Origin of the sequence: Cystobacter fuscus DSM 2262 (assembly GCF_000335475.2) — a bacterium.
GTDB lineage: Bacteria > Myxococcota > Myxococcia > Myxococcales > Myxococcaceae > Cystobacter > Cystobacter fuscus.
Genome location: NZ_ANAH02000011.1, coordinates 387,792 through 403,340, shown reverse-complemented (window position 1 = coordinate 403,340; position 15,549 = coordinate 387,792). Strand labels below are relative to the sequence as shown.

At 69.1% G+C, this 15,549-nt stretch carries 9 protein-coding genes; 3 read left to right on the top strand and 6 right to left on the bottom strand.

The window, feature by feature from the left end; all coding sequences use genetic code 11:
- The first annotated feature begins 69 nt into the window (after positions 1-69).
- A complete protein-coding gene (locus D187_RS21925) occupies positions 70-5,064 on the top strand; it encodes a protein kinase domain-containing protein (protein ID WP_002622780.1) in 4,995 nt (1,664 codons plus the stop codon).
- A 6-nt stretch (positions 5,065-5,070) separates the two neighbouring features.
- On the opposite strand, the gene D187_RS21920 is transcribed toward D187_RS21925, so the two are convergent.
- From D187_RS21920 to D187_RS21900, 5 genes are all read right to left on the bottom strand, one after another.
- Positions 5,071-6,246, bottom strand: a complete 1,176-nt coding sequence (locus D187_RS21920; protein ID WP_162159672.1) for an NAD(P)/FAD-dependent oxidoreductase — start codon at positions 6,244-6,246, stop codon at positions 5,071-5,073.
- Positions 6,247-6,275: 29 nt separating this feature from the next.
- Positions 6,276-8,507, bottom strand: coding sequence for a LodA/GoxA family CTQ-dependent oxidase (locus tag D187_RS56405; protein ID WP_162159671.1), 2,232 nt, complete (start codon positions 8,505-8,507; stop codon positions 6,276-6,278).
- A 17-nt stretch (positions 8,508-8,524) separates the two neighbouring features.
- Entirely contained in the window at positions 8,525-10,483 is a 1,959-nt protein-coding gene (locus tag D187_RS21910) for a fascin domain-containing protein (protein ID WP_155893501.1), read from the bottom strand.
- Between the two features lie 299 nt (positions 10,484-10,782).
- Positions 10,783-11,718 carry a class I SAM-dependent methyltransferase gene (locus tag D187_RS21905; RefSeq protein ID WP_438356961.1) on the bottom strand — a complete coding sequence of 312 codons (936 nt, stop codon included), beginning with the start codon at positions 11,716-11,718 and terminating at the stop codon, positions 10,783-10,785.
- A 173-nt stretch (positions 11,719-11,891) separates the two neighbouring features.
- Entirely contained in the window at positions 11,892-12,185 is a 294-nt protein-coding gene (locus tag D187_RS21900; RefSeq protein ID WP_002622775.1) for an acyl carrier protein, read from the bottom strand.
- 210 nt (positions 12,186-12,395) lie between these two features.
- Between D187_RS21900 and D187_RS21895 the strand changes: the two genes are divergently transcribed.
- Positions 12,396-12,773, top strand: coding sequence for a SpoIIAA family protein (locus D187_RS21895; RefSeq protein ID WP_002622774.1), 378 nt, complete (start codon positions 12,396-12,398; stop codon positions 12,771-12,773).
- Positions 12,774-12,823: 50 nt separating this feature from the next.
- Entirely contained in the window at positions 12,824-14,074 is a 1,251-nt protein-coding gene (gene serA, locus D187_RS21890) for a phosphoglycerate dehydrogenase (protein ID WP_002622773.1), read from the top strand.
- 49 nt (positions 14,075-14,123) lie between these two features.
- Here serA and D187_RS21885 read toward each other — a convergent pair whose 3' ends face one another.
- The gene (locus D187_RS21885; protein WP_002622772.1) at positions 14,124-15,524 is read right to left on the bottom strand and encodes an FAD-binding oxidoreductase; all 1,401 of its coding nucleotides are present in this window, start codon (positions 15,522-15,524) and stop codon (positions 14,124-14,126) included.
- Positions 15,525-15,549 lie beyond the last annotated feature (25 nt).

Here is a 15,549-nt window from a genome sequence, read left to right as displayed (position 1 = left end):
CCCAAGCTTGTCGGTGGACGTGCCGACCCCATCACGTCCTGGTGGTGCGACCCGAGGGGAGGGGCTTTCATGTCGGAGGGCTACGAACAGGTGGGACCCTCACGGGAAGGCGTGCACGCGGGCCGCAGGCTGGGTAACCGCTTCGAATTGACCCAGCGCATCAAGCAGGGCCGGGGCATCGTCACGTGGTTGGGGACCGACCTGCATACCGGTGCCCGACTCGTCATCAAGACGACCTCCGCCCACTCCCTCGTGCCCACGGCCCGTCAGCGTCTGGAGCACGAGGCCCGGGTCCTCGGCTCACTGCACAACCCCCATCTGGTGCCCCTGCTGCACTTCGGCACCGGCGGGGAGCTGCTCTTCCTCGTGACGCCCTTCGTGCCCGGCCGGTCGCTCCAGGAGCGGCTGACCAGCGGTACGCTGTCCGTCTCCGAGGCGCTCACGCTGGGCCAGGGGGTGCTGTCCGCGCTCGCCGAGGCCCACGCACAAGGCGTCATCCACCGGGACGTCAAACCCTCCAACATCATCGTCGACGGTTTTCCCAACGTCACCCACGTCACCCTGGTGGACTTCGGACTGGCGCGCAGCGAGCGCCTGGACCCGTCCCTGAGGGATCTGCCGGTGGGCACCGCGCGCTACCTCTCGCCCGAACAGGCGGGACTGCTCAACCGCCCGGTGGAGGCCACCTCGGACCTGTACGCGCTGGGCGCCGTCCTCTTCGAGGCGCTCGCGGGCCATCCGGCGTTCGACGGCACCTCGGTGGGCGAGGTGTTGCGTCAACACCTCACCTCGCGCCCGCGCCTGCGCGCCACCGGCGTCGAGGTCCCCCGCGCCCTGGAGGAAGTCGTCGCCCGGCTGCTGCAGACCGACCCCCAGGATCGCTACCAGTCCGCCGAGTCCGCGCGCGAGGACCTGCGCGCCATCGCGGTGGCCCTGGCCCAGGGCGATCAGGATCCGGAGCTGGTGGCGGGCGCGCACGACATGCGCCACAGCCTCACCGAGCCGTCCTTCGTGGGCCGCCACGAGGAGCTGGTGCAGATGGAGCGCGAGCTGGAGCGCGCGCGCTCGGAGCCCGGACGCCTGGTGGTGGTGGAGGCCGAGAGCGGCGGGGGCAAGAGCCGGCTCCTGGAGGAGTTCGCCTCGCGCGCCCCGCGCCACCGCGCCTCGCTGCTCAAGGGACAGGCCGTGGCCCAGGCCGCGCAACGCCCCTTCCAGCTCTTCACCGACGTGGCCGCGGGCATCACCCAGATGGCCCAGGAGCGGCCCGAGCTGGGCGAGCGGTTGCGCGAGCGGCTCAAGGAGCAGGCGGTGGCGGTGTGCACGGTGCTGCCGCAGCTCACGCCCATCCTGCGTCCGGAGCAGCAGAACCTCGGGCCCGAGTCGCTCGGCGCCAGCCGCGGCATCGCCGCCCTCTCGGCCCTGCTCGGGGCGCTGGGCAGCGAGGCCGAGCCCGCCATGGTGCTGCTCGACGACTGCCAGTGGGCCGATGAGCCGACGCTCAAGGCCCTGGAGGGCTTCCAGCGGGGACCGCTCCAGGACGGGCCGGGCCATGTGCTGCTCGTCATCGCCTATCGCAGCGAGGAAGTGGGCGCCGAGCATCCGCTGCGTCGGCTCCGCCCGGACGCGCACCTGCGGCTGGCGGCCTTCGGCCCCGAGGATCTCACCCGCCTGCTGGAGTCCATGGCGGGCCCCCTGCCCCGCGAGGCCATGGAGCTGGTGGTGCGCCTGTCCGAGGGCAATCCCTTCATGGCCTCGGCGGTGATGCACGGGCTGGTGGAGGACGGGGCGCTGGTGCCCGGCGAGCGCGGCTGGAAGGTGCACCCGGCGGCCATGGCGCACGTGCGCTCCTCGCGGCAGGCCGCGTCCTTCCTCGTGCGCCGGCTCAAGCTGCTGCCCGCCGAGTCCCTGCACCTGCTGTCCGTGGGGGCGGTGCTGGGCAAGAGCTTCGCCTTGGAGCATGTGGCCGCGCTCTCGGGCACCCCGCAGGAGCAGGTGGTGGCGGCGCTCGTGGAGCCCCAGCACCGCCACATGCTGTGGGCGGGACAGGAGGGCCACTACACCTTCGTCCACGACAAGCTGCGCGAGGCGCTGCTGGGCATGCTCGCGCCGGACGAGCGCCGGGAGCTGCACCGCCTGGCGGCGCGCACCTTCGCCGCCCGCGACAAGGCGGACTCCTTCGAGCTGGCCTACCACTTCGACGCCGCGGGCGAGCACGCCCAGGCGCTCCCCCACGCCATCGTCGCCGCGGAGCGCGCCCGCACCCAGTTCGCCCTGGGCACCGCGGAGCTCAACTACCGCATCGCCGAGCGCGGCGCGGCCCAGGCCGATGCGAGCACCCGCTTCCGCATCGCCACCGGCCTCGGCGACGTGCTCATGCTGCTCGGCCGCTACGACGACGCCCAGCCCCAGTTCGAGCTCGCCCAGAAGCTGGCCCACAACCCCCTGGAGCAGGCGCGCATCTCCTCCAAACTCGGGGAGCTCGAGTTCAAGCGCGGCAACATGGAGGAGAGCAACGCCGCCAACGAGCAGGGACTCGCCCTCTTGCGGCGCTGGGTGCCCGGCCATGACATCACCTATGGCCTGCGCGCCGCCTGGGAGCTGCTCATCCAGGCGGGCCATACGATGATGCCCCATCGGCTCGCGCGCCGCTCGCTGGAGCACGCCGAGGAGGATCTCCTCGCGGTGCACTTCTACAACCGGCTGACGTATGGCTATTGGTACAAGCGCGGCCCGGTGCCCACCTTCTGGGCCCACCTGCGCGAGGTGAACACCGCCGAGCGCTATCCGCCCACGCCGGAGCTGGCCCAGGCCTACTCCACACACTCGCCGGTGATGACCCAGGTGCCCTGGTTCTCCCGGGCCATCGCCTACCTGGAGAAGTCGCTGGCCATGCGCCGGCAGTGGGGCGACACGTGGGGCCAGGGCCAGACGCTGCACTTCTACTCGCTCGCGCTCTACGTCTCCGGCCGCTTCGAGGAGAGCATCGAGAAGGCGCGCGAGGGGATGCGGCTGCTCGCTCGCACCGGAGACAAGTGGGAGATGCACAACGCCCACTACCACCTGGCCATGTCGCTCTACCGCCTGGGCCGGCTGCGCGAGGCGGAGGAGTCCAGCCAACAACTGCACGCCTCCGCGCTCGCCATCGGCGACCGGTACGCCGTGCGCCTGAGCCTGGAGGTGTGGGGCAAGGCCGCCGTCGGCCGCATCGCCAAGGGCCTGCTGGACGAGGGGCTCGCCGACGCGGGGCTCGACACGCAGACGCACACGGGGCTGCTCCAGGTGGAGGCCCTGCGGCGCATGCGCGAGGAGGACCTGGAGGGCGCGGTGGCCACGCTGGAGACGGCCCACCGGATGGTGGAGAAGGCGAAGCTGCGCAACGAGTACGTGACGCCCGTGGGCCCCTGGTTCATCACCGCGCTGCGCCTCCTGGCCTCGCGGGTGTCACCGCTCGCGCCCCACCGCCGCGCGGCGCTGCTCAAGCGGGCGTGGCTGGTGGAGAAGCACTCCCGCTCCTCGGCGGAGGCCTTCCGCAACAACCTCGCCCACCTGCTGCGCGAGCGCGGCCTGCTGCATGCCATGGAGGGACACCCCCGCCGTGCCCGCAGGTGGCTCGACGACAGCCTGCGCGTGGCCGAGTCCCTGAAGATGCGCCACGAGGCCGCCCAGACCCGGCTCGCGCGCGGCCAGGTGGGCCAGGAGCTCGGCTGGCCCGGGGCGGCGGAGGACCTGGAGACGGCCCGGCGCGAGTTGCAGGAGATGGAGCAGGGGCTGGGCACGTCGGGGCCTTCCGCGCTCGACAAGGGGCCGGAGCGCCTGGAGACGCTGTCGCTCGTGGACCGCTTCCCGCGCGTGCTCGAGGCGGGGCGGCGCATCGCCTCCGCGCTCACGGGCGAGGCGGTGTTCGACGCCGTGCGCCAGTCCATGCAGGAGCTGTTGCGCGCGGAGCACTGCGTGGTGTTCGAGCCGAGGACGCTCCTGCCCGAGGAGGAGCTGGCCTCCGCGGGCGTGGCGCGCACGGCCCTGCACCGCACGCTGGAGACGGGACGCCCGGCCATCATGGGCCAGGGCATGCCCGGCGGGGTGAGCGAGAGCATGGAGATGCTCGGGGTGCGCTCGCTCTTGTGCGCGCCCATCCAGGTGCGCGGCAAGACGGTGGCGTGCGTGTGCGCGAGCCACCGTCAGGTGGGCGAGCTGTTCGGCGAGGACGAGGAGCGGCTGGCCTCCTTCGTCTGCATCCTGGCGGGCACCGCCCTGGAGAACGCCGAGGGCTTCGAGCGCATGGCGGCGCTGAGCGAGGAGCAGGGCCGGCTCTACCGCGAGGAGCAGGAGGCGGTGCGGCGCCGGGACGACTTCCTCTCCATCGCCGCGCACGAACTCAAGACGCCCCTCACCTCGCTCCAGCTCCACCTGCAGGGGTTGATGTCGCAGTTGCGCCCGGGCGCCCGCGCCATGCCTCCCGAGCGGCTGGCCACCAAGCTCGAGTCGGCCAACCTCCAGACGCAGCGCATGGGCAAGCTGGTGAACGAGCTGCTGGACATCTCGCGCATCGCCCAGGGCAACCTGCTCGGAGACCTGGAGCCGGTGGACCTGGTGAAGGTGGTGCACAGCGTGGTGGAGCGCTCGCGTGACGGCCTGGCGCGCGCCGAGTGCGAGCTGCGGCTGCACCTGGCCCCCGAGGTGATGGGCCATTGGGACGCCATGCGCCTGGAGCAGGTGGTGCTCAACCTGCTCACCAACGCGATGAAATACGGCGCGGGGCGGCCCATCGACATCACCTTGGAGGGGGACGCCACCCACGCGCGGCTCGAGGTGCGTGACGAGGGCATCGGCATCGCCCCGGAGGACACCGAGCGCATCTTCGAGCGCTTCGAGCGCGCGGTGTCCGTGCGCCACTATGGCGGCTTCGGCATCGGCCTGTGGATCGTCCGGGAAATCATCCAGGCGCTCGGCGGCCGCGTCGAGGTGCGCAGCACGCCCGGGCAGGGCGCCACCTTCACCGTGCTGCTGCCGCTCGAGGGCCCGAAACCCCGCGCCCTCAATGGCGCTCCACCGCCCGGGAAGTGAGCCCGGTCATGCCGCCACGGACGTGCCCAGCCGGCGCCGCCAGAAGTCCTCGCCCGCCCAGCGCCGCTCCTGGGCATAGTGCGCCTGGCGCGCGAACAGGTAGTGGGTGAATTCCTCGGCCCGCCGCCGGTCATAGTCCTTCAGCGCGCCACCGTCTCCGCCCAGCGCGGCCACCAGGGCCCGCGCCGCCTCGCGCCCGGTGCGCAGCCCCTTGAGGATGCCGCTCGAGGAGAGGGGATCCCACATCGCCGCGGCATCCCCCACCGCCGCCCAGTCCGCACCCGCCGCGTGCTCCAGGCGGCTCGTCTCGCAGCGGCGCACCTGCAACCGCGCCACCGCCGGCAGCGGCCCCAGCCTGCCGGACAGCTGCCGGGTGGAGGAGAAGAGCGCGCTCCATCCCGCCGGCTTCAAGGCCCCGTGGCGCTCGAGCACATCCACGTCGCTCATCAGGGTGAGGATGAGACGTCCCTGGGGCAGCGGCGCGGCGTACCACCAGCCCAGGGGCGTGGCCTCCACCACCAGTTGCCGCTCCTGGTGGCCCGGCGGCCTGTCCAGGATCGCCGAGACGCTGCACAGCTCATCCCAGTCGAGCCGCCGCACCCCACAGTGCCGCGCCACCTGGGCCGAGCGCCCGGTCGCATCCACCAGGGCCGAGCAGCGCAGTTCCAGGGGGCCCTCGGGAGTGCGCGCCCGCACCCGCCACCCGCGCTCCCGCCGCTCCAGGTGGGTGACACAGGACTGCCGCCACATCGGCACCTGGTGCGCCTGGACGTGGCGGGCCAGCAGCGCATCCAGGTGCCGTCGTTCCACATGCCAGCCGCTCCCGTAGGGGTTGGTGAGGAAGGAGTGGTGGTGGGGCTGCTCCGAGCCCCAGGTGGCCTCCAGGCCGTGGGAGACGAGGAAGCCCTCGGTCTCCAACGCCAGGGGCTCGGGTGCCAGCAATTGCTGGAGTTCGGCGTACGCCACCGGGGAGAGGGTTTCCCCGGGGCGCCATGGGGAGTAGTCCGTGCGCTCCAGCACGCACGCGGACAGGCCCGCCCTCACCAGGGTCAGCGCGGCACTCAGGCCCGCCACGCCGCCCCCCACCACCACGACGTCATGGGAGGAGACGCGGGGGGGCCGGGCCTCGAAGTCAGGGGTGTCCATCGGGTCCATGGAGCTGGAAGAGAGAGGAGTGCTCATGAGGGGGGCCGTGTAGGGGGTCCGGTCGACTACAGCACTTCGACCTGCCAGAGGTTGCCGATGCCCTCGCCCCAGGTGGTGACCCCTTGAGCCGAGTCGGGCCGGTGCAGGCAATCGCCCTTGGAGGACTTCAACATGAACTTGCCGTTGGCGGCCTCGATGAGCCACTCGGCACTGACACCCGGGCCCCCGGTCGTCACCCCTTGCGGCGTGTCGGCCCGCAGCAGGTAGTCGCCCTTCCACGACTTCAGCTTGAGCTTGTTGTTGCTCACCCATTCGACGTTCCACTCCGAGCCGATACCCTCGCCCCAGGTGGTGACCCCTTGAGCCGCGTCGGGCCGGTGCAGGTAGTCGGTCTTCCACGACTTCAGCTTGATCCGGGTGGCGCCGTACAGGGGAGTGCCGGTCGGGGCGGCGCTGCGCTCCTGGGTCTCGAAGTGGCTGTCGCCCTCGTTGATGACGAAGCCCAGCTGCGGCCAGTTCTGCTGCATCTGGATGTACATGGTCAGATCGATGGCGGGGACGTCCTCGGTGGCGATGTTCGTGAACTCCGGCTTCTGTGCCTCGACCGCGGCCACCGCCTCCAACTTGCGCGTCCAGGGAACCATCTGGAAGTCGCCCTTCTTCTCGTAGACGTCATCCGGACGGTGGGCGGACCACCACATGTGATACATGCCCTCCCCCTGGTACTGGACATGCGGCTGGGGGAAGAACTGCTTCTTGCACTGGTAGAAGTCCGCCTGCCAGGGCAGCGCCATCTGCTGGGAGAAGAACCCCGGGCCAATGGGCAACTTCGCCGTGTTGGGGAACGCCACGCCCGTGTGTTTGATCCGGAAGGGAGACGCATACAGCTCGGGCTGACGCACCATCCAGCTGCAATCGATGCCGGGGAAGAAGGGGCCTCCCACGCTGTTCTCCAGCGAGGCCCTGTCCAGACCCTCGGCGGTGATGGCCGGATCGATGGCCCGGGCCGCCGCCTCGTTCCAGTCCTCCTCGAACTCCCCCTCGGACCAGCGCTTGAGCAGCGCGTACTGCACGCGCGTGAGGGTCGTGAAGTAGCCCGGCCGGGGACCCTCGGTGTCCGAATAGTTGTCGCCCAACCCCTTGGGCATCAGCAGGGGTTCGCTGTTGTCGTTGGAGGGGTCGCGCATGTAGTTGAAGATGGTCTTGCGCAGACGCTTGCCCTTGGAGGACGCCACCGTCCCCATATCCACCTCCGCGCCCGCGAACGTCCCGTGGTAGGCCTTGGAGGCCTCGGGGTTGTGCACGTGCCGGTGCCCCAGGGCGCGCTCGAGGATGGGGAAGATCTCCTGCCGGAAGGAGGGGCGGTAGGTCTGGAAGGACTGTGTCTGCTCATTCCAGTCCTTGCGCTGCTTCTTGAGCCGGGCCAATAGCCCCTGGTCGAAGAGGCCATCGGTGTCGAACAGCTCCACCGAGGGGGAGCGCACCGCCACGTCCCACATGGTGTCGAGCAGGCGGACGACGTTGCCCACCGAGGGCGCGAAGTCCGGCGGCCCCACCAGCACCCAGGCGCCGGTGGAGCCCTCCAGCGTCACCGTCTGGGCCTTGCCGCCCTCCGTGTAGGTCACCTCGGCGCTCACGGGCCCATCCGACATGTCATCGAACCAGTGATCGTTGTTCACATAGTTGTCGATGAGCTTGCCCTGGGGGAGCTTGTTGGACTGCCCGAGTCCACCGAGCACGAGCAGGTGGCCATTCTCATCCGTGCGCAGCTCGCCCAGGGTGGCGATGGGGATGTGGCTCTTGGTGTTGGTGAAGGCCACGGGTGCCTGGCTACGGCCGGAGATGGACTTGAGGCCGGGATCGATGACGAGCAACCGCTCCCGCTCGGCCGCGCCCCGCACGTGGGCATTGCGCAGGTTGACCCGCGGCTTGCCCGCCTCCGGCTCGGGTCCCTTCCAGATGCCGTCCACCCCGTCCTGTCCGTCGAACGTGAAGAAGGCCGCCTTGCGATTGGCCAGGTGCACCTTCCACTTGATGCCGACGACGCCGTTGCCGCCCGCGGTCACCTCGCGCAGGGGAACGATGCTGCCGCCCTTCAGCTCGTACTCGAAGACGCGGAAGCGGGCCGCCTGCCGCTTGATGCGGCCCTGGCTGTCCTTGAAGGGCCGGAACTTCTTCTGGGCGAGATCGAAGTTGGCGGGCTCTCCGGGCCGCTCGGGGCCGACGAAGAACTCCTCCGGGGAATTGCCCACGCGGGCGACGCCCACGGCGGGATGGATTCTGAAGAATCGGGTCATGGCGTGTTCCTTCGTGTTCAATGGGTTTCGTCGTACAGCTTCTCGATGAGTTCCATCAGGCGCTGCTTGTCTTTGGGATCCATGTCGCGATCCACGGGCATCTTGAAGCCGAGGATCTTCTGCTGCGTGGGATTGGGATCGAGCCGGTCGAGGATGGGGCTGCTCTCGTCGGCGACCATGTCCTTGCTGAAGACGTCGAAGCGGACGGCGCCGTGGCAGCGGTAGCAATACTTGTTCATCAGGCCGATCAGCTCCCGGTCCTCGGCGCTCGCCGTCCAGTTCAGGGGGGCGCTGGAGGGCTTGCGGTCCTTCTTGAGCGGGTGGCCGGTATTGAAGAAGTTGACGGAGCGCTTGACCAGGTCCAGCTCCGGCGCCACCGCGGTCTGGTGCATCTCCAACCACTTCCGGGTGGCGGCGAGATGGAAGCCCGCGGGGTTGGTGCGCTGCTGCATGGTCGCGATCTCCTGGTTCAGCCGGCGCAGCACGTCGAAGGCCGCGGCGTACTGGGGAGACTTGATGTCCTTGCCCGCGTCGAAGAGCACGGCGGGAGCCTCGGGCCTGGCCAGGGCGGGAAAGTCCCCATCCGCGAGACGGTCCATCCAGTGGTCCGTGTCCAGGTGGTTGAGCACGGCGTTGCCACGCAGGGAGCCATGGCAGGTGTCACACCCGTTGGGGACGAAGTAGGGCGCCTGCTGCTTGTCCCCGGGCAGGGAACCGGCGTCGAAGAAGGCGTCGAGCTGGTAGGACAGCTTGTAGCCCTTCTCCGACGGGCCGAAATCCAGCCAGTAGATGCTGTTCAGCGCCGCCCCCTGGCATTGGGGCGTGGACTCCGGACAGCGGGTGACGAGCGCCACCTGCGTGTTGACGGAGCTGTTCTTCTTCGACGGCGGCGTGGAAACCGTCACATTGCCCCAGGGCGAGGGCTTCACCTCCAGGGTGGGGACGTTGCTGCCGCCAAAGGGGCTGTGGATGTCGGGACCGGTGAAGTGATTGAAGAGGATCCAGGCGCTCTCCACGAAGTGCTTGTTCGCCTCGGAACCGGGACGGGAGTTGATGCGCACCAACCGGCGCCAGCCCGTCTGCCGTTTCTCGGCGGAGACGGCGAAATTGACGATCTTGGGCGCGAAGAAGCGGGAGACGAGGATTTCTCCCGGGCGCGGCGCGGGAGCGGGAGTGGGGCCGGGAGCGCGCGTGACGACGGTCCACTGGGCCGAGGTGTCCTTCAGGGGATCCGTGACGTTGATGGTGACCGTGTCCGAGGCGGTGGCGGAGGAGCACCCCCTGCACCGGTTCACGTACTTGCCCGTGTCCGCCTTGAGGGCGATCTTGCCGTTGGGCAGCACTTCCGGGGTGAACTGGGCGAACGGCGGGGGAATCGGACCGATGGCATGGACCGTCACGAAGTCCGGGAAGCGTCCCCCGATGATGCAGTTCAGGCACCGGGCCACGAACTGGCCCGTGTCCGCCTTGAGGGCGATCTTGCCCTGGCCCGCGTCGACCACCTCGAACACGATGAAGGGCACGGGGTTCGGACTGGTGATGTGGGTGGTGATCGAGTCCGGAGCACCGTTGTTCACGCTGCTCTGGCAGTTCCTGCAACGGGCGAAGAACGAGCCCGTGTCCGACTGGAGCGACACCTTGCTCCCGATGCGCAGGACTGGCGCGCCGGTGCCCGGTTTGCCCGGTGCCGGCGCCATCAACGATTCAGGCGTCGCGAACTCGATATCCTCGGGGGAGAACTCCTGATACCCGAGGTAGTTCAGCAGCACCTTCACATTGGCCTGCGCCTCGATCGTCGTGGGCGTGAGCAGCCCCAACTTCCCGGAGAGTTCCTTGTAGTACTTGGACGCTTCCTGCGGGCTGCCATTGTTGAGAGCGCTCGGCAGCGGCGTGGGGACGGTGGGAAGGGTGGAAGTGGATGCTGGAGCAGGTGCGGGACGCTGCGCGGCGGCAAGCGGCGCGTACAGCGCCGCCATCCACATGCCAAAGGCAAGGAGTGTTCTTCGACGCGGACGCGACGAAGAGAAGCGGAACATGGTCATCTTTGATTCCCTCAGGACCAGACCCCACACGAGGGTGGTCCTTGGGAATCAAGGCCTAGCAAACACCATACCCGCGCTCGGCGGACCCCCTCCACAACGTCTCACGAGAGACGAAAGGGCCCGCCCCGGCACCCTTCTCGGGACCCGGCCTCCACGGGGATGACATGTCAGCCCGCAGGGCTGACATGTCATCCCCTCGATAACGTGTCAGGCAACCAGGGCCTGGAGCCCCGTCAGCGCCGCTCCAACTCCAGATAGATGACGTGGCCCACGCTGTCGCGGAACAGGTTCATGTGGGAGATGTGCGCGGGGTCGATCTCCGCCGCCAGGTCGCGCATCTGCTCCTCGTCCCGGTAGACGAGCCACCAGTCCATGAAGGCCTCCAGGTAGCCGGCGTCCGGAGTGCTCAGGGCGAAGTTGGCGATCACCAGCCGGCCGCCCGGGCGCAACATCTCGAAGAGCCGCCGGGTGAGGCGCTGGGCCACGTTCTGCGACAGGTAGTCGTACAGGCCCGCCGAGTAGACGAGATCCTGCGGCTCGAAGACGCTGCGGCCCAGGACGATGGAGCGCACGTTGTCACAGACGGGACGCACGATGCCTCCCGGGTGCTGGCGCGCCACCTCTTCCAGGCTCGACGTGTCCTGGTCCATCGCGAGGAACTGCCCCACGCGGCGCTCGGCCACGGCGCGCGACTGCTCGGCCTCGCGCAGGTGTCCACAGGCGATGGAGAGCACCCGGGGCTGGTGCACCCGCTCGGCGATGGTGTCGATCTCCCGCGCGAGGATCATCCGCCGCTCCCGCACACACTGGGGCCCCGTCTGCTGATACAGGAAGCGGTAGATGGATTGACCGATGGGAGGATCCTCGGTCTTGCGCTGGGAGTAGACGTAGTCGATGAGATCCGCGTCACCCGCGTAGCCCCTCGGGCGCTCATAGCTGTGGCGCGAGTAGGGGCACAGGTGTAGCAGCTCACGCAGCGGGTGGGCACGCGTGGACTCGAGACAGAACACGTGCCACTCCTCCCGGTCGCACTTGCGGCGCAACAGGTGGAGCCCCTGGTACAGCGCCGACATGTTCGCCTCGACATTGCCCCGTTGAAGCCGGACGAAGATGTCGTGCAACCACACGTCCGCCTGTAGGAAGGCATCACTTCGCTCGACCCACTCCATCACGGGCGCGGCCAATTCATTTCGGTGGGACCAGGACTCACCATGACCGATGGCGTGTTTGAAGGGGAGGGAGGGATCGTCCATGCCCCGCACAACGGGAAATCTTCTCCGATCCTTTCCGAAGAATGCACACGTGTGCCCTCCGCACGCTCCTCCGCCCGGAGGGCAACGTGTCAGCGTGCGAGGGGCTCGCTTCCCTCCCGTGTCTCTTGCCTGCCTCCGCCCGCCGCGCGCTTCGCCTCGATGAAGGCCGTGATGCGCTCGAGCGTGTCCAGGTTCTCCGGTCCGGCTTCGTCGTCACCCACGGTGATGTCGAACTCACTCTCCATATAAAGGAGCAGCTCGAGCGCGTCCGTCGAATCCAACAGTCCCGAGGTGATGAGCGGGGTGGTGTCGGACAACTCGAGGTTGTCTCCTCGCAGGAAGGTCGTCCGGATGAACTCGCGCAGTTGGTCGGAAATCTCCATGTTCTATCGAACGACCGATCCCTCCCCGCCGCATTCCCGACCCCCTCCACCTCGCCTCCGAGTGCCATGCCACCTCTCCCCACAGCCGCTCCCATGGCGGACGAGAGAACGAGGGTCGAGGGGGAGTGGTGAGGGGAGAAAAGGGCGAGGTTGTCGACCCGGGCCGCGCAGCGGGTAGAGTGCGCCGCCACCGGGAGCACCGAGCAACACATGCCCTTTCAGATCACCGTCCACGAGGCGGATCGCATCATCGACGTCGTCTATCCTCCGCACCCCAGCGCGGAGGACGTGGCGGACTACCTCAAGCGCATCCGCGAGACGATCCTCCGGCTCAACGGGCCGTGGAGCGCCCTGGTGGACCAGGAGCAGCTGCGGGTGATGTCGCCGGAGATGGTGGACACCATGGCGAGCCTCAACGCCTTCGCGCAGCTCAACGGCATGAAGCGCTCGGCGCGCGTGGTGAGCGACGCGGCGTCGGGACTCCAAGCCTGGCGGATGACCAAGCGGGCGCTGTTGACCATTCCCACCCGGACCTTCGAGACGCGAGAAGCGGCCCTGGCGTGGTTGCGCCATCCCGACGACGAGTGACGGGTGATGACGCTTGACAGCGTGGGGGGCGGGATCTAACGCGCGGAGCCATGAGCACGACTCCATTCCCGTCGCCCTCCACGCCGATCTCCATCGAAGGTCCCCCGAAGGTGCTGTTGCTGGAGAACATCCACCCGTCCGCGGAGGAGATGTTCCGCGCGGAGGGCTTCGAGGTGGAGCGGCTCAAGGTAGCCCTCAAGCCCGAGGAGCTGGAGCAGCGCCTCCAGGGCGTGCACGTGCTGGGCATCCGCAGCAAGACGAACGTGTGGGAGCCGGCGCTCGCCAAGGCCCCGAACCTGCTGGCCGTTGGCGCGTTCTGCATCGGCACCAACCAGGTGGACTTGAAGGCGGCCAACCGCCACGGCACGCCCGTGTTCAACGCGCCCTTCAGCAACACGCGCAGCGTGGCGGAGCTGGTGATCTCGGAGATCATCATGCTCAGCCGCCAGCTCGTGGACCGCATCCGCGAGGTGCACGCGGGCCAGTGGCGCAAGGTGGCCACGGGCAGCTACGAGGTGCGCGGCAAGACGCTGGGCATCATCGGCTATGGGCACATCGGCTCGCAGCTCGGCGTGCTGGCCGAGTCCATGGGCATGCGCGTCATCTTCCATGACGTGATGACGAAGCTGCCGCTGGGCAACACGCGCGCCACGGCCACGCTGGACGAGCTGCTCGCCTCCTCGGACTTCGTGACGCTGCACGTGCCGGCCACGGCCTCCACGGAGAAGATGCTGGGCGAGGCGGAGCTGGCGCGCATGCGCAAGGGCGCCTTCCTCATCAACGCGAGCCGCGGCACGGTGGTGGACATCGAAGCGCTGGCGCGGGCCATCCGCGCGGGCCACATCGGCGGCGCGGCGGTGGACGTGTACCCGGAGGAGCCGGAGACCAACAGCGACGGCTTCACCACCCCGCTGCAGGGGCTGCCCAACGTCATCCTCACCCCGCACATCGGTGGCTCCACCGAGGAGGCCCAGGCGTCCATCGGCAAGGAGGTGGCCACCTCGCTCATCAAGTTCGTCAAGAGCGGCGCCACCACGGGCGCGGTGAACTTCCCCCAGGTGGAGACGCCGCTGATTCCCAAGACGCACCGCATCCTCAACGTGCACCGCAACACGCCGGGCGTGCTGCGCGACATCAACCGCATCGTCTCGGACCTCAACGCCAACATCCACGCGCAGGTGCTCAGCACGGACTCGGACATCGGCTACCTGGTCATGGACCTGGACCAGAACGTGGGCCGCCCGGTGTGCGAGGCCATCGCGGGCCTCAAGACGGACATCAAGACGCGCATCGTCACCTGATGCGCGGACGGGGGGGAGCTCCCAGCACAGAGGGCCCCCCCGCCCCGGCTCACACGTCGAAGATCTTCCCCGGATTGAGGATGTTGTTCGGATCCAGGGCGCGCTTGAGCGTGCGCAGCATCTCCAGCTCCGCGGGCGAGCGCGAGTAGGACAGGTAGTCCTTCTTGAGCAGGCCGATGCCATGCTCGGCGGAGATGCTGCCGCCGTGCTTGCGCACCAGCTCGAACATGGTGGGGTCCGCCTGCTTGGTGCGCGCGAGGAACTCGGCCTTCTCCATGCCCTCGGGCTTCATGATGTTGATGTGCAGGTTGCCATCCCCGATGTGGCCGAACAGGGCGATCTCCCAGTCCGGGTAGCGCTCGCGGAAGACCGCGTCCAGCTCGGAGCAGAAGGCCTCCAGCCCGGCCACCGGCAGCGACACGTCGTTCTTGTGGGGCAGCCCCGTGGCCGACAGGCTCTCGCTGATGCTCTCGCGCAGCGCCCACAGCTCACTGGCCTGCGAGGGGCTCTGCGCCAGGGTGCCGTCCGTCACCAGCCCACGCTCGAAAAGCGAGCCCAGCCACTCCTCCACGGCGGCGGCGTCCTTGCCCTCGGCCTCCATCAGCACGTAACAGCCACTGGGCGCCTCGAAGGGCGAGCGCAGCTTGCGGTGGCGCTGCACGCGCGCGAGGCACTTGTCGGTGAAGAACTCGTAGGCGCTCAAGAGCAGCGGCGCGCGGCGTGCCTCGCGGAACAGCCGCAGCACGGCGGCCACGTCCGGCACGGCGAAGAGGAACACGTCCTGCTTGCCCGGCAGCGGCGTGAGCTTGAGGGTGGCCTCGGTGATGATGCCCAGCGTGCCCTCGCTGCCGATGAAGAGCTGGCGCAGGTCCGCCCCGGTGTTGTTCTTCTCCAGCGAGCCGTTGAGCTCCAGCACCTTGCCCTGGGCCGTCACCACCTGCAGGCCGAGCACCCACTGACGGGTGAGGCCATAGCGGATGACCTTCACGCCGCCCGCGTTGGTGGCGATGTTGCCGCCCACCTGACTGGAGCCCTTGGAGGCGAAGTCCACCGGCCAGGTGAGACCATGCTCGGCGCAGTGCTGGTGCACCGCCTCCGTCACCGCGCCCGCCTGCACCCGGACCGTGTTGCCCAACAGCTCCACCGGCTCCATCCGCGTCATCCGCCGCAGCGACAGCACCAGCTCGCCCCGCGCGGCCACCGCGCCCCCCGCGAGCCCCGTGCGCCCACCGGAGGGCACCACGGGGACGCGGTGCGCGTCGCACAGGGCGAGCAGGCGCGCCACCTCCTCGGTGGTGCGCGGAAAGGCCACCGCCGAGGGCGCGGGCGTATGGACCCGGGTCCAATCGCGTCCGTACTCCTGGAGCTCGCTCGGCTCACGGGTGAGGAAGTCCGCCGGGAACCCTTCGGCCACGGCGCGCAGGAACGCTTCGGGAAGCACATCGGCCATGAGCCGAGCACTAGTGCAGCGGGCC